This window comes from Acinetobacter sp. 797_lipA (assembly GCF_058243025.1).
The window spans coordinates 2,001,165-2,021,524 of sequence record NZ_JBZAYQ010000001.1 but is presented as its reverse complement, the minus strand read 5'-3'; the positions used below and the strand labels follow the sequence as shown (position 1 = coordinate 2,021,524).

Here is a 20,360-nt window from a genome sequence, read left to right as displayed (position 1 = left end):
GGTTCAATAATGGTTAGGGTTATGCTTACTATAAAAAGTGCAATTACATGCGCTGGTGGCGTGAAAGTGGTTGCTAAATCAATAAACATCACCGAAAGAGCAATCTATAAATGGATTGCAAGAAACACGCTTCCATATACAGATTACAAGGGCGAAACCGACTATGCGGAGCAAATTTCTGCATTAACAGATGGTGAGCTATCGAAGTCGCAAATATTAAAAATTGGCTTGAATAAACAAAGCGATCTACCTACACAAGTGGTGAAAGTATGAGCCTTGAAAAGAAATCTACGCATGTCCGTTTGTCTCCTGAAATACATGAGCGAGCTAAAACTCTCGCTGAAATTAAGGGTAAAGACCTTGCTCAGTACCTCGCTTTCTTACTTGAAAAAGAAATCGTGGGTGAGTGGCATGTTCTTAATTTACAAGCAAAATCTTTTGAGCGCTTGGGATTAGCAGCCTTAGTAAGGGACTTGTCAACCGAAGTCAGCTTTCTTGAGGGATCGGAAGGGATTCACGGGAATTCACACAAAGAAAAAGCCTGATCTTGGGGATCAGGCTTTTCAATTCATTAATTATCGGAACCAATGAATATGAGAAGAAATTTAGCACAACAACCAATTCAAGACAACTCAAATAACGATTTCTTACAAGGGGATACGGTGGTGCTAATCGCTCCAGTAACTCTAGTGAATCGTACTTTTGATACGGCTGATTTACTTTCCGTTGAGTACATAACCCCACTGGGTGGTATTGGCGTTACAACGAATGGTGTGATCGTTGTAGTTGTAGATCCAACAGAGGTTCGTCATGCAACAACATTGGAGCTGAAATTAAAACGCCGACTTTCTCTGACCGAGCAGAGTCTGGGTGAAGTGTCGTGATTAAAAAAAGAAAAGCCCGAGAGTTGAGATCGGGCTTTAGCATTCAATTCAGAGGGTAAATCTTAATGAATATGCCGATGATAACACAGTTTCAAGAAAATCAAAAAACGATGTCGAGTCGTGAAATTGCTGAGCTATGTGAAAAAGAACACTTTCATGTGAAGCGTGATTGTGAGGTTGTATTTCGTGGCCTCAATTTAGATGCATCCAAATTTGGATGTACCTATTTGGACTCTATGAATCGTGAGCAAACCGAGTATCTGCTAGACGAAGAGCTAACAATGACTCTGATTACGGGGTATAGCATTTTATTGCGGAACCGAGTCATTAAGCGCTGGAAAGAACTCGAAGACAAAGCATCAAAACCTGTCGAACTCAGTCGAATGGAACTAATCCAATTGGCTTTAGCTGCTGAACAAGAAAACCAAGCACTTAAGAACCATGTCGCCGTGTTAGAGCCTAAGGCGCAGGTGATGGATGTGATTGCAGACACGGTAAACACGTATTCAATTCGTGATTCAGCAAAGACCATCGGGATTCAAGAATCAAAGCTCATTGACTTCATGTTGAAGAAGCGCTGGGTGTTTAGAGAAAACAGCCGTCACCGACGGTTATGTGCATATGCACAACGAGTAGAGCAAAAGGTAATGGTAAACAAGGTTTCACAGGTGATTGCATGTGTAGAGGGTGACAAGGTTTACACCCAAGCACGCATTACAGCCTTTGGATTAACAAGATTAACGGCACTCGTTGCTGCTGCGGGGTTATTAAACAAATGAGTCAATTCACTCGTAACAGCTTTCAGGTGCCTAACGCTTTTGTAGACGACGTGCTTTGTCAAATTGGAGGAAGCTAAATGAACTATTACCAACATCATATTGGGGATTTCAACAATGCGACTCGCCATTTGAGCTTGGTTGAGCGTGCTATTTATCGTGATTTACTGGATATGTATTACGACACAGAGCAACCCCTCGATGCTTCAAATTTGGATCGTTTGGCTCGCCGTGTTCAATGCTCAACTGATGAGCAAGTAAAAGCTCTTCAATATGTGCTAGATGAGTTTTTCACGTTGAATGATGGTCTTTATATCAACAATCGTTGTGAGCGTGAAATTGCTGAATACCACGGAAAGCGTAAACAAGCGAGCGAGGCGGGTAAAGCATCTGCTAAAAAGCGTGCAGCGAAAAAGCAACAAGACCCTAATGGTGGTTTATCACAAGTTAAGCTTACGAATAACGAAAGTTCAACGACCGTTGAAAATCCGTTAGACGAGAATTTAACGGACGAGCAACTAACCATAAACCATGAACCAGTAACCAATATTATTGATAGTAGTAGTAATACGTGTGAGGAAAATTTTCCATTACCAGCAATTCAGTTTTCACAATACAAATCTGAAGACCATAAGCGATATTCAATTCTCGAATGTGTAAATCAATACTCACTCCAAAACGATTTTATTGAACTTGGAAGACAAAGATTCTGTGAAGTTCAAATCCAAGATTTGATTTCCATGTTTACCAACTTTGGTGATTTCTTCTCAGCTAAGGGTGAAGAATCCAAGAACACGCCAAGTCTATGGTTGGTTAAGTGGTACACATGGATTCAAAACAACAAGGATGCTACGAAACGTCAGCGTGAAACACAATCAACATCTCAAAAACCAAAATCTCAATCAAGCGCAGGAAATAGAACTCAGGGTGAGGTCAATGAGTGGCTATCTGAAATTGGTGGTGAAGACACTCCATCAATTCGAGATGTTCATGAAGTGGAGGGTGTGAAATATGCGTAATGAATTAACACAAAATCAAGATCATTCTGTCCAACAGTTTGGTGAGCAAGATGCGCGTAAGTTAGTTGAAGACATGCTTTTGTCATACGGTAAACGCTTTACAGATCAATGGTCGGGTTTAAAAAAGGGTCAGGTGATTGATAAGTTTGTCCAAAAGCTTTCAGGAATCACTTTTGAACAATTTAATCGGGGTTTGATTCGTCTTGAGACCTCAGGTTGGCCACCTTCTGTAAACGAATTTAAAGATTGGTGTTTAGGTAAATATGAATACCAAAGCCATGATGAGGCTTGGTTGCAGGCTTTGACTTACGAAAAACAGAATCGATCTCATGAAATCAATAAATTTGCAAAACAAGCATTTGATGAAGTTGTAAAGCCTTATGGATATTTAGGTTCAACGGATACGTTTTATAAAGTTTATAGCAGTGTTTACAAGCGAATCATAAGTGAGGCTAAGGAGCGCAATGAGGCGGATGAATTACTAGAAGCAATTGCTCAATGTGGATTTACTGGTGATGATCCAAGCCACAAACCCGTGACCAACGATATTGCACGTCAGCAGCTGGAGAACCTAAAGCGAAAACTGAATGTCCGTAATCGTGAAATTCCGAAACCTCAAAAGATTGAGGTGAATCAAGCTGCGAAGCGGGTTCAAAACGAGTGGCCAGATCCTTTTGATAATCCAAATGAGTATCAGGCAATGAAAGCCAAAGGATTCAATCGTGTTGGGGGTGAAGTGTGAAGCAGCAGAAATTCAGTACAAAACAAGCCGTGAAACAAGGCGAACGCATGGTGCTGGTTTTAAAGAAAATCATTCAGAAGTCTGGACGAACCAGTTTGAAAGAAGTTACCGAATGGATGGAAATATCACCACGTAATGCCAATGTTTTTGTAAATCAGCTTTTAGCAGAAGGGTATTTGGAGACAAACAGCAAGAGCCCTATGAGCCTTAAGGCTACAGAAAAGGCTAAACAGTTATTTGAGGTAAAGGGGTGACAAGCAGCTACTCCATTGCTGAATACAAAAAAATGATCGGTGCGAATAAACCCAAAAGAGGATCTAAGCGCCCAAAGGTTAAAGGTGAAAAAGTACAGAGTGAGGGTGAGGTGATATTGGCCAATGCTCTGAGAGCTTTAAAAATTGAGTTTGAACAGGAGTTTAAGTTTCACCCCTCACGTAAATGGAGAGCTGATTTCCATTTGAAGGGTAAAAAGATATTAGTCGAAGTGGAAGGTGGAATCTGGAGTAATGGCAGGCATACAAGGGTTAAAGGGTATTTAGGAGACTTAGAGAAATATAACGCAGCAACGATGATGGATTATCAGGTAATACGGTTTAGCACTGAGCAAGTGAAAAGCGGCAAAGCGATTGAGCAAATTTTAAAATTAATAGGGTGATGAAATGGCAATGGTTAAGGTTTGGAACAAAGAGATAAAAGGCAAGCTTTATGCGGTTGGTGATATTCATGGCTGCTACAACTTGCTTATGAGTCGCTTAAAAGAAATCGGTTTTGATTTTGAAAATGACTTGCTTGTTGCTGTTGGGGATTTGGTGGATCGAGGTACCCAGAATATTGAATGCATTGAGCTATTGTCTAAGCCATGGTTTACATCGGTGCGCGGTAATCATGAGGATCTATGTATTGGTGGGCTACATAACGAATCTTATAAGCGCTGTCATGTAGCGAATGGTGGTGAGTGGTTTTACATGCTGGATGGACAGGCGATGTACAACATTGCAAAAACATTTGCTGGTCTACCAGTTGTGCTTGAAGTGAATCACAAAGGTAAAAAATTTGGCTTTGTGCATGGACATATTGAGCAGAACAATTGGGATGAATTCAAAGAGACTTTCACTCAAGAGCCAAGAGTATCTCGAGATCCATCTGAATTAGCCATGTGGGGTCGTGAGCGTCTTAATGATGAGAATCAGCAATACACCCATGTTTCAGGAGTTGATGCGGTAATCATGGGGCATACGGTTACTCAGAGGCCGTGCAAGCGTGATAACTGCTACTGGATTGATACTGGTGCGGTTCACTGGGGAACAATGACTATTTTAGATTTGAGTTTGATTTAAGGGGATTTGGGATGAATGCAGTTACGGCAGATAAATTTGAACAATTTGAATGGTTGACTCATGGCATTACGGCTAAGTCGCCAAACTTTGAACCACAAGCGCGCAGTACTGGGGAAAAGCCTTTGAATTATGAAGATCGCTTGGGTGCGATTGCGAGCATGGAGACGCAGTTGGCGAAGTCGGTTACTTCATTAATTGTCTTTGATGGTAAGTGTGAAAGTGATTATGAATATGTGCGTATGCACCTGGTAAATATCATGCTTCAAAACGCCGTGGCTGATAAGAAGCGAGAGCCTGAGCAAATTACTATGAATCACTTGGCTTACTTAATTGCACGTATAGTAATTGATTTCTCTTTAGATCCCCAGCTTGAGAATAACTTCACTGCTCAAGGACGTTTGTACTATGCGGGGATTAATACCATGCAAATGAATGTTGATAATTATCGGATGACATGGAAGCAATACGAAAAGCTAATGGTCATGGCGATCGAGTCAGCAATTAATGAAGCATCAAAATCAATAGAGTTGTATAAGAAAAATACTTACAAAGAATTAAAGGCATAGGTATTTCGTTTTTGCGAAGACTAAGCTATAGTTTCACTATACTGGTCGTAATACGGTTTATCCGAGACCAAGCTTTAAAAGCTCATCAAACGATGGGCTTTTTTTTGACATAGTTTGTTCATGAAAATAAGCGATAATGAATTTTTGTTTTGAGCTTTAACTGAAATGGCAATTCTAACTGTCAAGAAATTAGATGATACTCTTAGTGAATTAGTAGTTAACGGCAAAAAACCTGAAAAGATTTTGTTGGGTTATAAAGCGTATGGCGAGCTAATGAATGATCGTAGCTTTTTTGAGGAAGTAGCAGGGTCGGCAATGGATCCAAACAAACGAAAATATAAAAATATTAAAATTAAGGTTACCCAAGACGAATACCAGTTTGAAGTGAAGTGTTCAAAAGAATAGGTTTAAGCATCAAGGAAAGCTCGCCAAATGGTGGGCTTTTTTTATTCCTAAATAATTTGGAATAAAATGTGAATGAGATCTCAATATAAACCAAGTATATTAGTTGGTATTAAGTTCTCCATGATAGTTAATATCAGTTTATACCTGCACCCACCCCAAGTTGCAGGTTTTTTTTGCTTCATTTTTTATTCGATTAATGATTTAATTATTTTGTTGTAAATAAAAACAACGATTCCTTGTATCAGCGCACATGACCAAGGGGAAAAGCCTTACAGAGATGTAGGGCTTTTTTATTGCTGTATACAAATTGCATGGGCTTTGATGGGCTTTTTAAACAACTAAGATGGTATAGTGACACTCTCTTTTAAGTGCTCCTCTATATGCCTGAAATCTATAAATACATTTACACTCAGATTGGTGTATTCGGTTCATTACCAACACATAAAGTTCTTATAAATAGTACACATAACAAGACCAAATTAATTTTCGCTGATAATACTTTTGTTTATGGGGCTGTTTCTGATTGGGCAGTAGGTCTATCCGGGCTTGATTCGAGAAAATCAATATGGTCGGAAGAACCCAAGTTGTTTTTAGAGGGTGAAAAGAGAAGATTGAGCCTCTATCGAGCATCTCATCCAGCATTTATAACTGAAGCAATTTTAGGGTAGGCTTAAGATATTTTGAATTTCGTTATTACTATAAGTGCTTATATTTCAAATAAAGTTTGCTTTGTGGTTGCTTAGGGCGTATAAAGCTAACTCGTTGATGCGGGATGGAGCAGTCTGGTAGCTCGTCGGGCTCATAACCCGAAGGTCGTTGGTTCAAATCCAGCTCCCGCTACCAACGGAAAAAGATTCAAAGTTTATAGCCTAGTCCCCGTGGATTAGGCTTTTTTTATGGCGGCTTGACTTTATTCGTAGTGGTTTAAATTTTAATGCCGCCACCCAGATTTTACATACATCAAAGCTCGGTCAAATGACTGGGCTTTTTTGTTGCCGAAATTTGGCAACCATATCCTGTGAGTGTGCCAGCTTACAGAACATGCCTTGAGTAAACGCCTAGATGGTTTAGGCAATTCCAGCTAGGGCTTGGCAACCCGACCTTAAAGAGAATGAAAGCAAGTAAAGTTAACCGTGCATGTAAGGTTGATGTGATTGTGAGTAGCGGTAGTTCAGTTGCCGAGCTGATTAATATCGAATTATAGGCAAGGGTGTGGCAGATCACCACATCCTTTTTTTTATTGCCCTGAGAAATATTAGTGTAATCACACCAAGTTAAAATGGTTGATCATTGCTTGATTAGCTAGGAAGGGATCTTGTTTAGTTCGACGTTCGACAAAATTACTGACATTATTTTGGAAATAAATATCATAAATTTATGTTTTATAAGTAAAAGTAACTGACATTTCTTGCGACATGATTGCTTGATTGTCCAGGAGTAAAATCATGCTTAGATTACTGATGTGCTTATTCGGCCTGCATGGTGCGACTGAGATCGACTACACGGTTGATGATGAAGAAATCAAAGTGTGTCGGGATTGTTTGAAAGAAGTTAAGTGATATTTAAGAAATTGAGTGATTTATTCATCATAGTGAAACAATGGGATTATATTCTGTGAAAAATAAAGATGAATTAAAGAATTAGTAATAAAGCGCAAATTTAACCCGCTTACTTTGGGAGAGGTAAGCGGGTTTTTTATTGAGTAATTTACATTTCCTTTTTGCCGAACGGATTACGGCACATAAAACCCTGCTCAATATGCATTATTGGCGGGGTTTTTTCTTATTTCTAAAATATACATAACCTATAGCTTCATTATATGGGATGTAGGTAATTAGATATAAACTGAAGCTTAGAAAATATTTGTTAAAATATTGTGCTTGTTTAAATATTTTAATGTGTTATCAATCAACCTTTACATTATATATCGAGATTTTTATGAAAATCGCGGTCATTGGTGGGGTAGCTGCAGGTAAGGTTAGGGAAATTTTAGCTGTAGGGGGAGTTGCTGACGAAATAGAGTGGCAATGTGAATACGAAAAACCAGCCGCACCAATAATATTTAGCGCTGGGTTTCAGAAAGTTATTGCCAAGCCTGGAGTGGCTGAAATAGAAAAATATAGACTTAAGATTCTAGAAAGAAATGAAGAGTTAAGGCTTTTTTATGTTCTCGAATCTATGGAAGAAGATTTAATTAACACTCAGTTAGATGAATATTGGTGCAAATCAGATATCTTGGGGCATAAGAGGAAATTTGAATCTTTAGATGTTCTAGCTTGACTCGTAATGAGTTGCTGGCGATAGATGGCATAATGATTAAGTTGAAAGAGCGGGTTAAGAATCTAAGAACAAGCCTGTACGATTAATTAACAAATAAACCGCTCTTGTATAATTTCTTACATATCTATCCCTATTAATTGTGAGAAATGTATTCTTTTGGTATTGATAATATTTTTAATTATGAGAGTATAAAAAAAGAACAATAAAGAGGGATAAGTATGACTTCACAAGATGTGCTTGTAATCTCGGTTTCGGCTTTAGTCCTTACATTAATCATTTATGAGTTCGGGCAAATGTCGATGTTGTTTTAAGTGAACCACCTTCGGGTGGTTTTTTAATGGGCGCAATATATGAATGCAGACGACTACTTCTGGAAAACCAAAAAGCGCCCACCTAAAACCAAACCACGCTCTAAACCTTTACCAAAGGCAAAAGAAAAATACCTAGAAGCTGAAGAAGCCCTATTCCAAGAATTAGAAGAACACCTGATTGGCTATGAGCGTAAATTTCAATTTGAATCCACTAAAAATTGGCGATTCGATTTTTATATTGTGAAGTTGCGACTTCTCATTGAAATAGCAGGTAGTCCTTGGGCTGTTGGGCGTGGTGGAAAAAAGATAGCAAATGCATTTAATAAATATGATCTGGCTGAAGATATGGGTTACAGGATTCAGCGTTTTGAGCCACATGCAATTGAGTCGGGAGGTGTGATTCGGTGGATCAAGTCGCAGTTAGAGAGAATAGAAGATGGAACAGATCAGACCTTTCCCACCGACGGATCTTATTGATCAGGCTGAGGAAGAAGAAGCAATTCGCCTTGCGCCCGCCGTGGAATTAAAAGAATGGGTGATTAAAAACTTTCTAACTATTGGTGGCCAGCTCCACAATCCAGATCATGACCATATTGCCGAGCTACTACACGATGATGAATCCTTCTTAGCATTTGCTTGGGCATCAACTGCATGTATGGCTAAAAAGCGCATGGTATTGGGCCAATGTGAAAAAGTGATGTTTAACCAAGGTGGATGGAAGAAAGCCCGGCAGGAACAGCAGATGCGGGACTGGTTTGGTTGTGTGCCTGTTTATCTCATTACCATCGATGCATCATTCTGTGAACAGGCTTCAGATCATGATTTTTGTGCACTGATAGAACATGAGCTTTATCACATTGGCGTAGAACGTGATCAAGACGACGAGATTATTTATAGCGACAATACTGGCTTACCTAAACATTACCTAGCTGGCCATGACGTTGAAGAATTTTATGGTGTGGTCAAACGTTGGGGTGCAAGTGAGAGTGTTAAGCGCTTAGTCGAAATCACAAAGAATGCGTCGTTTGTATCTGATTTTAATGTGTCTGCGTGTTGTGGGAACTGTGTCATAGGTTAATTTTTTTGCCCACTTTCCTTGACGTACCTTGACGGATGGAGAGAAATGGCAAGACTTAAAAAAGCAGAAAAAGTCTTTATTGTTCGGTCACTTGCACAGTTTATGGAACCATCCCTCGTAGTAGAGGCTGTCAAGGAAAATTTCAAGATTGATGTGTCTCGACAACAGGTTGAATGCTATGACCCAACAAAGACTGCAGGTGCGGATCTATCGCAAGAATTAGTGGATTTATTCCATGAAGCACGGAAGAAATATATTGATCAGCCGATCTACAACATCATCGGTGCAAACGACATTATTCAATTGCAAATCTTGAGTGACCTTTTGGTTTCCAAGAAAGGCAATGTGGTGATGTCGATTAAGCTGATTGATCAAATTCAGAAGATCGTGAAAGGCCACTACGAGCGCAAGTTGGAAATTACGGGCAAAGATGGTGGAGCGATTAAAACTGAAACAGAGCACAGCCAGCGCCCCGCTATGTATACCCCTGAGCAGCTTGCTGGGATGTCAGCGCAGGAGCTATCTCGCTTAGCAATTAATGGCAAATTATGAGTTACGCAATTGAAGAAATAGCGCCCCTCATCAAAGAGTGGACGATTAGCACACGTTTGCCTGAAGTCATTGCTGAGATGACCAGACGTTACTATTACCGAGCAGTAATTGAGCAAAGCGAGCTCAGCATTCAGGCTGAGATATATAAGTGTAAGAATGATCCAGCACATTGGTTTAATCATTGGGTGTGGACCTACGATCCAAGGGGGATGCCTTTTGGATTACCGGCAAATATTCCGTTTGTACTTCGCCCTGGTCAAGTTGAATTGGTCGACTGGTTACTTGAGCGGGAAAGCACTCAAACTCATGGCCTCATTGAGAAGAGTCGTGATGAAGGTATGAGCTATGTTGTGCTGGGCTTCTACTTACATAGATGGTTATTTGTAGAGGGCTTTGCTGGCGGTGTGGGTAGTCGTAAAGAGGATCTGGTTGATAAGAAGGGCGATCCTAAAACCCTGTTGCATAAGTTCCGAGATATGTTCTCAAAACTTCCTGATTGGATGAAGCCGAAAAGTTTTGTCGAAAAGGTTCACGACAACTACATGCGTATTATCAATCCTGATAATGGCGCAACAGTTACGGGCGAGGCTGGAGATAATATTGGTCGTGGTGGACGTACCACGATGTACTTTCTTGATGAATGGGCATTCGTAGAGCGTCAAGAAGCTGTAGATGCAGCTATATCGCAGAACACAAACGTTCATATTAAGGGATCAACGCCAAACGGTATTGGTGACAAGTTTCACCAAGATCGGTTCAGCGGTCGTTATGCCGTGTTTACGATGGCGTGGCGTGACAACCCAGATAAAAACTGGACTGTCTCACTCCATGGGAAGTTGATTCATCCGTGGTATGAAAAGCAAATTGCGACGCTTGACGACATTGTATTAGCCCAAGAAGTTGATATTGACTATGCCGCTTCAGTTGAAGGTGTGTTGATTCCATCGGCATGGGTTGAAGCAGCTATAGATTCGCACATAAAACTCGATATACAGCCATCAGGTGAGCGTAATGGTGCACTTGATGTGGCAGATGAGGGTAAGGATAAGAACTCCTTTGCCTCGCGTCATGGCATTGTTCTGCAGTATTTGGATACCTGGTCAGGCATTGGCGATGACATCTTTGGCACCACTCAAAAGGCAATCGATATTTGCTTAGAGCAAAAACTGAATTTGTTCTTCTACGATGCTGATGGTTTGGGAGCTGGAGTTCGCGGCGATGCCCGAGTTATTAATGAGCAGAACAACGCAAAAGGAATTGATCAGATCCAAGCAGATCCGTTCAGGGGCTCGGGTGCAGTACATAACCCAGAACTTGAGATGGTAGAGGCTCGGAAGAATATCGATTTCTTCGCAAACCTAAAAGCTCAAATGTGGTGGAGTTTGCGTATGCGCTTCCAGAACACGTACAGAGCACTACAAGGTATGCAATACGATCCTGATGCGCTTATCTCACTGTCGACTGAAGATTTGGATAAGCGCGAACTAGAGCAACTCAAGCGTGAGTTATCACAGCCGACCTACAGTAAAAACGGTGCTGGCAAAATCCTCGTAAATAAGCAACCCGATGGTGCCTTATCACCTAACCGGGCTGATAGCGTCATGATCTGTTTTAGTGATATCAAACCACCTGCACGATTAAGACCAGGAGGTGGAGGTTCACGAAGTTTCTAAAAGGTTTTTAAGATGGCAAAGAAGTCAGAAAGTAAGAAAACAAAGCCTAAATCAGCGGGCTTGATGACAGAGGTTGCTGTTGAGAACCTTGCATTCACTTTGGGTCGCAAAGCTGATATTGACGAAGTACTTCGTCAGGCTGGGCTAACCCGGCAACGATTATCAGTCCTTATGGTAGATGATGAGATTGCGCAGGCCATGGAGACGCGTCTAGATGCAGTTCTCAATGCGCCGTGGCGATTTGTTGAAGATCACGGGGAGCAAACGGTTTTCTTAAAGGAGCTATTCACTCGCTGGCATGCTGAGATCGTCTCAGGTGCATGGGAAGCTTGCCCTTACGGTTATTCTGTTATGGAAGCTAACTATGCACTTACCAGTGATAATAAATTTACTCTAGGTGAGATTGTGGTTAAGCCTTTAGAGTGGTTTGAGCCAAAAAATAACGGTGAGCTCATATACCGTCAAGAACAGACTGAGATTGATGTAAATTCGAGATATCCGCTTAAGTTCTTTTTAACGCGACGAAAACCTACATTCAAACAACCTTATGGCGATCCATTGCTGTCAAAGCTTTATTGGTTATGGTTCTTCCGTACCAATACGACAAAGTTCTGGGTTAAGTTCTTAGAGCGCTTTGGATCTCCACTTTTAGTGGGTAAAGTGGGTACTTCAAATCGAAAGCAAGAAGATATTGATGCAATGACTTCCGCTTTGCTTAATGCACATGCGCAATCTGTCATTTCAATTAATAAAGAGGATGATGTAGCTACTGTTGGTACAAACTTCTCAGGTGCAGGTAGCTCAGCATTTGAGGCCTTTGACAATGTTTTAACTCGCCGTATTCAAAAGGTGGTCTTAGGTCAAACGCTCACCAGTAGTACGGATGGGGGTGGAAGTAGGGCTTTAGGTGAGGTGCATAATGATGTTCGCTTAGATAAGCGTAATTCTGATTTGCGTATGATCACACCTACAATTCAAGAACTCATAGATGCGCTCTGTCTCCTTAATAACTTTGAAAAGCACACAATTATCTTAGGTGGAGAGCAGGATCTTAAAGTCGCTGTTGTTGATCGTGATATTAAGCTTAAAAGCTTAGGTGTTGAGTTTAATGACCAGTATGTGATTGAGACATACGGCATTAAGGCTGAGCATTTCAAGATGAATACCAGTGATGCAGTCCCTAACACCAAATTCTCTGCACTACCTCATCAAGCATTCAGCTTTAAGGCATCAGTGCAAAAACAGTCACCTGAGCAGCAAGAGGTGGATAGCCTTGCAGTTCGACCAATGCAACTGCTCAGTGATGATCAGATAGTGCAGATCGCAGCAAGTAGCGAAAGTATTGAGGATATGCAGAACAAATTATTTTCATTATTTACAAATGCTGAAAGTTCTCAATTTAACGAGGCTTTGGATCGTGCATTATTCACAGCTGATGTTATGGGGTTTGTGGATAGCAAAGAGGGTAAGTAATGGATGATATCTCTTTGCTTGAGGCTATCGAGTTTGCTAGGAGTCGAAAGGTTTTACTTCCTAGTGATTATTACAAACTTGATGTGGCCACACGACGTTATGCAGCAACTGTTAGTCAATTGGCTACGATTGATCAAATCCAAACTGTTCTTGATGCTGTCCATAAAACGTTGAAGGAAGGTGGTACGTTTAACGATTTCCAAAATTTGGTTGAGGCTGGTGATAATAAGCTCTCCAAAAATCATTTGGATAATATCTTTAGGACTAATATCCAAAATGCTTATGCACATGGGCGTTGGCAACATCAGCAATCGAATAAGGAAAAGCGTCAGTATTTGATGTACTGGGCGATTGAAGATAGTCGCACGAGACCAGGGCATTTAAAATTGCATCGTATTATTCGCCATATTGATGACGCCTTTTGGAAAACGTTTTACCCACCAAATGGATATCGCTGTCGTTGTGGTGTACGTGCAATTACTGAGAAGCAAGCATTGCGTTATGGCATTACGCCTGACGATCAATTGCCTGATGTATCAATAATTGATAAGGGTTGGAATTTTAACCCTGGTGAATATGATCGCCATGCGCTTAAGATTCTTGAAAGTCGCATGATTCGAGAAATAGGGAATCAACCTGTATATGACTTGCTGCAGGCACAGCAACTTGAATTACAGCTTGATATGCAGGCGGATGATGCAATTGTTAAAGCGATGCCCAATATTCAGCCCGATCTATTTGAGGATGTTGTGTCTAAAACGGTGAGTAAGGGGGTGGAAGTACGGCCAAGCGATTTAGTGATGACTATTGGTTTGTCTGATAGTGATAATTCACTAACTGATCTAGTTAAAACATCTGCTTTGCAGAAAGACCAAGACAGCAGTATCGGCAAGCGTATTTTAGATAAGATCCAGCGTGCTTTTAATCGGGTTTTTGCTATTGCTAAAAATACCAAGAGCAAACTTACAGGCAATTCGATCCATGGGCTTGATGGGTTGAATTTATCACCAGGCAACATCATTGGTGTTATCACCCCAACTTTGTTTAAAACCGCCCAAAATGCAGGGAAAAACATCACTATTTTGGACGCCAAAGGTGTTGCAATCGATTTATCTAAAATTAGTGGGCTTGATGGTGCTTTACTTGCACCTGATCTTAATTTAGAGGTTGTTAGTATTGATGACAATGGCTTGGTGCTGAAGCGCACAAATGAGGACGCTACACGTTATTTTGTGGCGAATCAGACAGTGTTTAGTTTAGGGTGAATTAATGACTGCAAAATGTGAATCGTGTCGACGTGGTTTGGATGGTCGAAATGGTAATGGTTATTCGCCGTGTGGCTGCGAGAAAAAAGTAGTTGTGATTGGTAGCCCATCGAGAGTGAATAATCTTGTACGAGCTATGTGCTGCGTTCTATCTCGACCACCAAAGAAACCATGAGTCAAAATTAACTGAAGCCGCCTAATGGGCGGTTTTTTTATGGAGCATGAAAAATGCCAGATGAACAAAAGCAGGATCATTATTGCTTTCGGCTTGGTGACCTAAGTGTAGATCCTGTTGAGGAAGGTAAAAAGAAACGCACCTTCTCAGGAGTGGCTTATAGCGGTGAGGTTATTACAGATCACTGGTATTGGACACGAGTGATTTTTGATTTGGATAGTATGCAGATTAAGGGTCGCATTCCAGCACTTTTAGAACACAGCTCACGCCAACGGGCAGGTGCAATCAATACTCATACGATTAGCCATCAAGAGGGTTTGGTTGTACATGGGGACTTGATGAGCAATGAGTTTGGTACTCAGGTAGCACAAGACTCAGATGATGGATTTCCGTGGCAGATGTCTGTCCGTATTGAGCCTGCTAAGACTGAAGAAGTTGCAGCTGATCAAACAGTGATTGTTAACGGAAAGACGCTTCAAGGACCTATTACGATATTCCGCGGTGGTCGTATTCGTGAAGTTTCATTTTGTGCCTTAGGTGCAGATGAAAACACGATGGCAGTAGCCGCAAGCCATAACCCTAACCAACCCACAGAGGACACAGACGTGACCGAATTAGAAAAGGCGCAAGCCGCACAGAAGCAAGCTGAAAAAGAGCGTGATGATGCTCAGGAAGAACTTAAAAAGTTCAAAGCTGACAAGCGTGAAGGGGATATCAAAGCGCTTGAGACATCTTTAAATAAGCAATTTAGCGCTGAAGAAAAGACGTCTTATACCAATATGGATGACACTTCATTTGCATTCATGTCTCAGCAATTAACGCAATTCGCAGCAGGTAATCAACCATCAGCTGGTCAGCAACAGCAACAAATTCCATCACATCTTAATCATTTGTTCACACACCAGGCTACAGGTGGTCAGGGTGGCCAAGGCGGTAATCAAGGTGGTGGCGATAAACATAAATTCACAGCTGGTGCACAAGCATTTGCAGAGCAAAAGGGGAAATAATCCATGGTTACTCACTATGTACCGCCTATCACGGTCACGTCACAACGACTGATTCTGGATAATGAAAAGTTACGTCGTGCTAATGCAAAAGTAACAACTGCTACAGCATATAAATACGGTGATTTGCTAACACTATCCGCTGCCAATGTGCTGACCCATGCTACAGACGAATCTACTTGGGATGTGATTTGTGGTCAGGATGTCACTGCGGCTGAAGCAACAATCAAAGCAGCAAACGGAATTGAAATCCCGATGTATTTCGGTGGTGTCTTCAATATTGAAGCTGTGTCTTTAAATGGGACTTTACTCACTACCGCTAAATATGATGCAGCACGTGCTAAAGCAACTAAAAACAAAATTGAACTTTCGAAGGTGTAAACAACATGCCACAGTCTTTTAATCTTGAAGGCATCCCACTTGAATTGCTTGATGTGGGTGAGCTTGCGTTAATTCATAATAACTATCGTCCAATGGATACATGGTTATTAGATCAGCTTTTCCCAAATCGTCCTGTTTTTGATCGTGATGATGTACCTCTTGCTGAAGTAACAGCTGAGCACGACCTAGCGCCATTAGTCTCGCCACAACAACCAGGTAAACCATTTGACACTACACAGTCTGGTGAAGTGCGTACTGTTAAACCTGCTTATTACAAGCCTAAAAATCAGGTCACACCAGCAGAAACTTTTGAAATTGCGTTGCTTGAGCGTTTACGTACAGCAGGAATTATCTCAACAGGTAATCAGAAATTATCTGATCAAGAAAAAATGTTGATTTCCCAAGTTGCTGTCATGAAGCGCAACCACGATGCGATTGATAACTCAGTACTCATGATGGCCATTGATCTACTGAAAAATGGTAAATACGTTCTTCATTCTGATGACTATGAATACAATCTGGTAGATTATCGCCGTGCTGCATCTCTTACCTTTACTCCTTCGACAGCATGGAATGAAGTTGGCGCTAAGCCTGTTAGCGATATTAAACTTATGCTTGAACGTCAACTTGCTGCTGATGGTGGTGAGGCCAAAAAAGCTATTATGTCTGGTTCAGTGTGGGCGGCATTATGGAATAACACGGCATTTAAAGATGAATTCATTAAACCTTATGCAGGTATTTCTGTACCAGTAGCGCCAAGTTTTGGTGTAAGTGAAAAAGCCACTTTTAAAGGGTCTTTTGATGGGATTGAGTTTTGGGTGTATGACGCGACTTATCGCTCTAAAGGTCAGGTTAATCGCTTTATTCCTAAAGATTTCTTCTCATTGATTTCTGATACCAATGGTTCTGTAGCACATTGCAAAATCAAAAATATGTTAGCCAATGGTGTTGCTCAGCAGTACTTTGACCGCCAATGGTATTGTGAAGATCCAAGCGGCATCATGTTGATGACTGAATCTGCTCCACTGGTCATTCCATCAAATAAAAATGGTGTGGTGTGTGGCACTGGCTTTATCACTCTATAAGGAGGCTTAAATGCCAAAGTACATTGCAACACAATCCATCGGGCAGTTTATGCCGGGTGAAGAAATTAAAGGGCTTGATGCGAAACGTATTCAAGCCCTTTTAGCATCTGGCGCTATTGAAGAAGAAAAAGCTCCAGAACAACTTAAGGCTGATGGCACTGCCGCCCAGCTTGCAAGCCTTACTGCGGAAGTGGCAGAGCTGAAAGCAAATGAGGCAATCCTTATTGAGGGTAAGGATAAGGCTGATGCAGAAGTGGCAGAGCTTCAAAAGAAAGTTGAAGGCTTGGAAAAATCACTAGCCTCATCAGAAGCCGCTTTAAAGAAAGCCACCACCGAAGCCAAGAAAGCTACTGCTGATAAGTAAGGTGATCTATGTACGCAACTAAAGCTGATCTTGAGTTGCGTTACGGTGTTCCTGAGGTTGCACAGCTTGAGCGTGGATTAACAGAAAGCCAATCGATTAATACTGCATTGGATGATGCAAGTCAGATTGCTGATGGTTACATCTGCGCTTATTACACTGTGCCACTGGAAGGTGCACCGCAAAATCTCAAGATTTATGTATGTGATATTGCTCGATACCTGCTCTGGAAAAGTCGTGCATCTGAAGAAGTACGTCAGCGTTATGAGGATGCTATCAGTTACTTAAAGTTGGTTGCCTCAGGTAAAGCTAAGCTTCTAGTGAAAAATGAGATAACTGAAGAGGTAAAGGTAGCAACTAAATCACCATCAACAGCACCAATAGGCACAACTTACACAGGCGGTGTTTTTGGTGATGATGTGCTTGGAAAAATGCCAACCATGTGAGGTGGATTATGACACGTGATTCGGTCTACTTTCAGGGGCAAGAAAAGCTTAATCAATGGCTTGCTCGTGTTGTAAAAGAGACGAGTGATCTTAAGCCTCTGTTTAACGATCTCGGCGATATTTTACTCGATGGTATTCATGATCGTTTTGATCGCGGTGTAGCACCAAATGGCAAACCTTGGCAAAAGTCTTGGCGTGCTATTGCTCAGGGTGGAAAAACGGGGCGTGATACAGGTCGTTTGCTTAACTCGTTTTTTGCTAAAACAAGTAATGGTGGTGTGCAGATCGCAACGAATGTGGTTTATGCACCTTGGTTTCATTATGGTGCAGTCATCACCCCCAAATCGAAGCCTCATTTAAAGTTCAGAACGCCAAAGGGTGGTTGGGTGAGTGCTAAGCGTGTTGTAAATCCTGCACGTCCAATTTTGGGCGTGTCAGAAGATGATGCGCAAAATATGCTGCTTGAAATCGAAGACTATCTAGAGAAGGTATTAAAAGATGCAAAACGGTGATTACTTTGCACTTGAGCAACCGATTGTTGATCAACTCAAAACAATTGATGGTATTGAGGCGGTTTATACCCACTTTTCTATCGAAGATATGATGCAGGGTGCTACTGTATCCCCATCTGTTAGTGTGATTTATATCGATGATCGGATAGGTGAGACGCTCAATAATGGTCAGGTAAATTGCATTTATCAGCAGTGGTTGATTGTGTTGGCAGTTGAAGAAGCTGGATCGCAACTTGAAAACACGATTGAAATTCGCAAGAAAGCCAGTCCCTTTATTATTGAGGTTCTCAAAAAATTACAAGGTTTTGATGCTGATCTAGTTGGGGTTGATATTTTACAGCGAGCGAATGCTGGCGTTCAACATATGAGTGCGGCAGGAAAATTGTGGATGCCTTTTTTATTTGAAGCAAAAATTTTTAATGTGAATTAGGTAAATTATGAAAACGCAATACAAAGCCTTAAAGCCAATTGGTCCATGGATGGAAGGGCAAATTGTGGGTGATCTACCACAAGTCAAAATTAAACAGCTTTTAGATGATGGTGTGATTGAAGCAATCAAGCCAGAGGTAAAAGTAGAAGTTAAACCAAAAACTAAAGAGGTACCTGCGAATGGCTAAGAAGTACATTTCATTACGTGGTAAGTTCTCCCTTGCCCCAATTGTTGAAGGCGTTGTTGGTGCCATGCGTGAACTTGGCAACATTCCTGACTTTACGCTTGAAATCACTGCTGACAAGATTGAGCACACCGAGTCAATGTCAGGTGATGATACGACCGATTTAGTGCTATACAACACTACAGCGGTTTCGTTTAGCGGCACACTTGAGCAGGTTGATGCTGATAACCTAGCATATATCCTGTCAGGTAAAAATGTCGCAGTCGCAACCAAAACCGTAGCTGACCATGATTTAGGTGCAGTCACTAAAGGTCAAAAGATCAAACTGGATGGTTTTAATTTGACTGTACCAACAGTGACTGATGGAGCATCAATACCAGTTCCTATTGAATCAACGAAATATAAGCTAGATGCAATTTATGGCACGATCGAGTTTCTTGATGATTTGCCAAAAGTTGTTATTGGGTACACGACTGGCGCCGTGACACACACTACGATCGCATCTGATTTCGGTGCTGAATATGCATTGTTCTTTGAAGGCATTGATAAGATCAGCAAAGACAAAGTGTTCTTAGCTTTGCACCGTACAATTAAATCGCCCGATTCGAGCTTTGGCCTAATTCATGAAGAGTTTGGTTCTTACGAAATCAGTGGTGATGCCTTGGGTGATCTGACCAAAGACAAAGATGGTGCGCTTGGCTTATACGGTTACTACACCCAAATTCCTAAAGCTGCATAAACCCACTACAGGCACTTAAATAGGATGCATTAGGCATCTTTTTTTGTGCCTGTACTTTTTGAGATTTCATCATGAATGATTTTTTTATAGCTTCAAATCGACCTGTCAAAGTTGGCGATCTATTGGTGCACCAGTTGCAGATGCATAACTTTGATGAGTGGTCGGGTGCAGCGCAGGTCATTAAAGACTTTTTGAATAATCATTCAGATGAAACCACACAAAAGATTTTTGATACTCATCCATTTGAATCGACGCAATTGATAGCCCATTGTTTGCAACACAACATTGAACAGGTCATCGATCTATTCAAAAAAGAGGGCGAAATTAATATCTTGTTATTGGATGCTGTGATTAAGGTGAATGACGCATTTTTTTCTGAGTCAAAACCTAAACACCGGGACGATGTGGATCCGCGTAAAAAGAACAGTTGGTTTGATGTATTTCAGTTGTTGGCATCCAATGGTCACTCACATGAAAGCATCATGCAAATGAGCTACGGTTCATTCCGTCACTACCTCAAAGCAGCTCAAAAAGCCGAGCGCATGAAGATGCGTAATTTTGCGATAGCGACCAGGTCACAGAATGCTATCAATAAGAAGTTCAATGAATTCATTAAGAGTCTTGAGAAAGACCAGTAACATTCACATTGTGCTGTGAATTTTAGCAGGTTATGATTTATCCA

General features: G+C 41.1%; 29 protein-coding genes and 1 tRNA gene. All 30 read left to right on the top strand.

All coding sequences use genetic code 11. The features are described 5' to 3' along the window. Positions 1-21 precede the first annotated feature (21 nt). The gene (locus tag AC4CU2_RS09895; protein WP_242760359.1) at positions 22-273 is read left to right on the top strand and encodes a helix-turn-helix domain-containing protein; all 252 of its coding nucleotides are present in this window, start codon (positions 22-24) and stop codon (positions 271-273) included. After that, positions 270-545 (top strand): hypothetical protein, encoded by a 276-nt coding sequence (locus AC4CU2_RS09890; protein ID WP_130234757.1) that lies wholly within the window; start codon positions 270-272, stop codon positions 543-545. The genes AC4CU2_RS09895 and AC4CU2_RS09890 overlap by 4 nt, the downstream gene beginning before the upstream one ends. A 48-nt stretch (positions 546-593) precedes the next feature. Then, complete coding sequence (locus tag AC4CU2_RS09885) at positions 594-884, top strand: hypothetical protein (protein ID WP_490768748.1); 291 nt, start codon at positions 594-596, stop codon at positions 882-884. A 77-nt stretch (positions 885-961) separates the two neighbouring features. Beyond that, complete coding sequence (locus AC4CU2_RS09880; RefSeq protein WP_490768747.1) at positions 962-1,663, top strand: phage antirepressor KilAC domain-containing protein; 702 nt, start codon at positions 962-964, stop codon at positions 1,661-1,663. 77 nt (positions 1,664-1,740) lie between these two features. After that, entirely contained in the window at positions 1,741-2,679 is a 939-nt protein-coding gene (locus AC4CU2_RS09875) for a YdaU family protein (RefSeq protein WP_490768746.1), read from the top strand. Then, positions 2,672-3,421 carry a hypothetical protein gene (locus AC4CU2_RS09870; protein WP_490768745.1) on the top strand — a complete coding sequence of 250 codons (750 nt, stop codon included), beginning with the start codon at positions 2,672-2,674 and terminating at the stop codon, positions 3,419-3,421. Before AC4CU2_RS09875 ends, AC4CU2_RS09870 begins: the two co-directional genes overlap by 8 nt. Beyond that, a complete protein-coding gene (locus AC4CU2_RS09865) occupies positions 3,418-3,675 on the top strand; it encodes a hypothetical protein (protein ID WP_160362308.1) in 258 nt (85 codons plus the stop codon). The genes AC4CU2_RS09870 and AC4CU2_RS09865 overlap by 4 nt, the downstream gene beginning before the upstream one ends. Before the next feature lie 32 nt (positions 3,676-3,707). Further along, positions 3,708-4,076, top strand: a complete 369-nt coding sequence (locus AC4CU2_RS09860; protein ID WP_490769227.1) for a hypothetical protein — start codon at positions 3,708-3,710, stop codon at positions 4,074-4,076. A gap of 4 nt (positions 4,077-4,080) precedes the next feature. Next, positions 4,081-4,758, top strand: a complete 678-nt coding sequence (locus AC4CU2_RS09855) for a metallophosphoesterase (RefSeq protein ID WP_490768744.1) — start codon at positions 4,081-4,083, stop codon at positions 4,756-4,758. Positions 4,759-4,769: 11 nt separating this feature from the next. Further along, positions 4,770-5,324 (top strand): hypothetical protein, encoded by a 555-nt coding sequence (locus tag AC4CU2_RS09850; protein ID WP_490768743.1) that lies wholly within the window; start codon positions 4,770-4,772, stop codon positions 5,322-5,324. Positions 5,325-5,489: 165 nt separating this feature from the next. Continuing rightward, positions 5,490-5,729 carry a hypothetical protein gene (locus tag AC4CU2_RS09845; RefSeq protein WP_004693409.1) on the top strand — a complete coding sequence of 80 codons (240 nt, stop codon included), beginning with the start codon at positions 5,490-5,492 and terminating at the stop codon, positions 5,727-5,729. 380 nt (positions 5,730-6,109) lie between these two features. Next, on the top strand, positions 6,110-6,397 hold the full coding sequence (locus tag AC4CU2_RS09840; protein WP_490768742.1) for a hypothetical protein: 288 nt from the start codon (positions 6,110-6,112) through the stop codon (positions 6,395-6,397). Between the two features lie 98 nt (positions 6,398-6,495). Continuing rightward, positions 6,496-6,572 (top strand) — tRNA-Met (locus tag AC4CU2_RS09835). A 1,095-nt stretch (positions 6,573-7,667) separates the two neighbouring features. Continuing rightward, a complete protein-coding gene (locus tag AC4CU2_RS09830) occupies positions 7,668-8,009 on the top strand; it encodes a hypothetical protein (RefSeq protein ID WP_159151746.1) in 342 nt (113 codons plus the stop codon). Between the two features lie 350 nt (positions 8,010-8,359). After that, positions 8,360-8,797, top strand: coding sequence for a PDDEXK family nuclease (locus AC4CU2_RS09825; protein WP_490768741.1), 438 nt, complete (start codon positions 8,360-8,362; stop codon positions 8,795-8,797). Then, positions 8,757-9,398, top strand: a complete 642-nt coding sequence (locus AC4CU2_RS09820) for a putative metallopeptidase (protein ID WP_490768740.1) — start codon at positions 8,757-8,759, stop codon at positions 9,396-9,398. Before AC4CU2_RS09825 ends, AC4CU2_RS09820 begins: the two co-directional genes overlap by 41 nt. A 45-nt stretch (positions 9,399-9,443) precedes the next feature. Beyond that, a complete protein-coding gene (locus AC4CU2_RS09815; protein ID WP_086207673.1) occupies positions 9,444-9,950 on the top strand; it encodes a DUF2280 domain-containing protein in 507 nt (168 codons plus the stop codon). Next, entirely contained in the window at positions 9,947-11,623 is a 1,677-nt protein-coding gene (locus AC4CU2_RS09810; RefSeq protein ID WP_395475215.1) for a terminase large subunit, read from the top strand. Before AC4CU2_RS09815 ends, AC4CU2_RS09810 begins: the two co-directional genes overlap by 4 nt. A gap of 12 nt (positions 11,624-11,635) precedes the next feature. Next, complete coding sequence (locus tag AC4CU2_RS09805; RefSeq protein ID WP_490768739.1) at positions 11,636-13,096, top strand: phage portal protein family protein; 1,461 nt, start codon at positions 11,636-11,638, stop codon at positions 13,094-13,096. Beyond that, positions 13,096-14,361: a phage head morphogenesis protein gene (locus tag AC4CU2_RS09800; protein WP_490768738.1), complete on the top strand. Its 1,266-nt coding sequence runs from the start codon at positions 13,096-13,098 to the stop codon at positions 14,359-14,361. Before AC4CU2_RS09805 ends, AC4CU2_RS09800 begins: the two co-directional genes overlap by 1 nt. A 228-nt stretch (positions 14,362-14,589) precedes the next feature. Next, on the top strand, positions 14,590-15,543 hold the full coding sequence (locus AC4CU2_RS09795) for a hypothetical protein (protein ID WP_333652713.1): 954 nt from the start codon (positions 14,590-14,592) through the stop codon (positions 15,541-15,543). Between the two features lie 3 nt (positions 15,544-15,546). Continuing rightward, positions 15,547-15,921, top strand: a complete 375-nt coding sequence (locus AC4CU2_RS09790; protein WP_333652711.1) for a hypothetical protein — start codon at positions 15,547-15,549, stop codon at positions 15,919-15,921. A 5-nt stretch (positions 15,922-15,926) separates the two neighbouring features. Continuing rightward, the gene (locus AC4CU2_RS09785) at positions 15,927-17,006 is read left to right on the top strand and encodes a major capsid protein (RefSeq protein ID WP_087010898.1); all 1,080 of its coding nucleotides are present in this window, start codon (positions 15,927-15,929) and stop codon (positions 17,004-17,006) included. Positions 17,007-17,016: 10 nt separating this feature from the next. After that, positions 17,017-17,370 (top strand): hypothetical protein, encoded by a 354-nt coding sequence (locus AC4CU2_RS09780; RefSeq protein ID WP_333652706.1) that lies wholly within the window; start codon positions 17,017-17,019, stop codon positions 17,368-17,370. 8 nt (positions 17,371-17,378) lie between these two features. Beyond that, positions 17,379-17,813 carry a gp436 family protein gene (locus tag AC4CU2_RS09775; RefSeq protein ID WP_279731586.1) on the top strand — a complete coding sequence of 145 codons (435 nt, stop codon included), beginning with the start codon at positions 17,379-17,381 and terminating at the stop codon, positions 17,811-17,813. An 8-nt stretch (positions 17,814-17,821) separates the two neighbouring features. Then, positions 17,822-18,325, top strand: coding sequence for a phage virion morphogenesis protein (locus AC4CU2_RS09770; protein WP_094148703.1), 504 nt, complete (start codon positions 17,822-17,824; stop codon positions 18,323-18,325). After that, entirely contained in the window at positions 18,312-18,755 is a 444-nt protein-coding gene (locus AC4CU2_RS09765; RefSeq protein WP_490768737.1) for a phage tail terminator protein, read from the top strand. Before AC4CU2_RS09770 ends, AC4CU2_RS09765 begins: the two co-directional genes overlap by 14 nt. 7 nt (positions 18,756-18,762) lie before the next feature. Further along, positions 18,763-18,942 carry a hypothetical protein gene (locus AC4CU2_RS09760; RefSeq protein WP_087010908.1) on the top strand — a complete coding sequence of 60 codons (180 nt, stop codon included), beginning with the start codon at positions 18,763-18,765 and terminating at the stop codon, positions 18,940-18,942. Continuing rightward, on the top strand, positions 18,935-19,678 hold the full coding sequence (locus AC4CU2_RS09755; RefSeq protein WP_490768736.1) for a phage tail tube protein: 744 nt from the start codon (positions 18,935-18,937) through the stop codon (positions 19,676-19,678). The genes AC4CU2_RS09760 and AC4CU2_RS09755 overlap by 8 nt, the downstream gene beginning before the upstream one ends. Before the next feature lie 71 nt (positions 19,679-19,749). After that, positions 19,750-20,316: a hypothetical protein gene (locus AC4CU2_RS09750; protein WP_419282920.1), complete on the top strand. Its 567-nt coding sequence runs from the start codon at positions 19,750-19,752 to the stop codon at positions 20,314-20,316. The last annotated feature ends 44 nt before the right edge of the window (positions 20,317-20,360 follow it).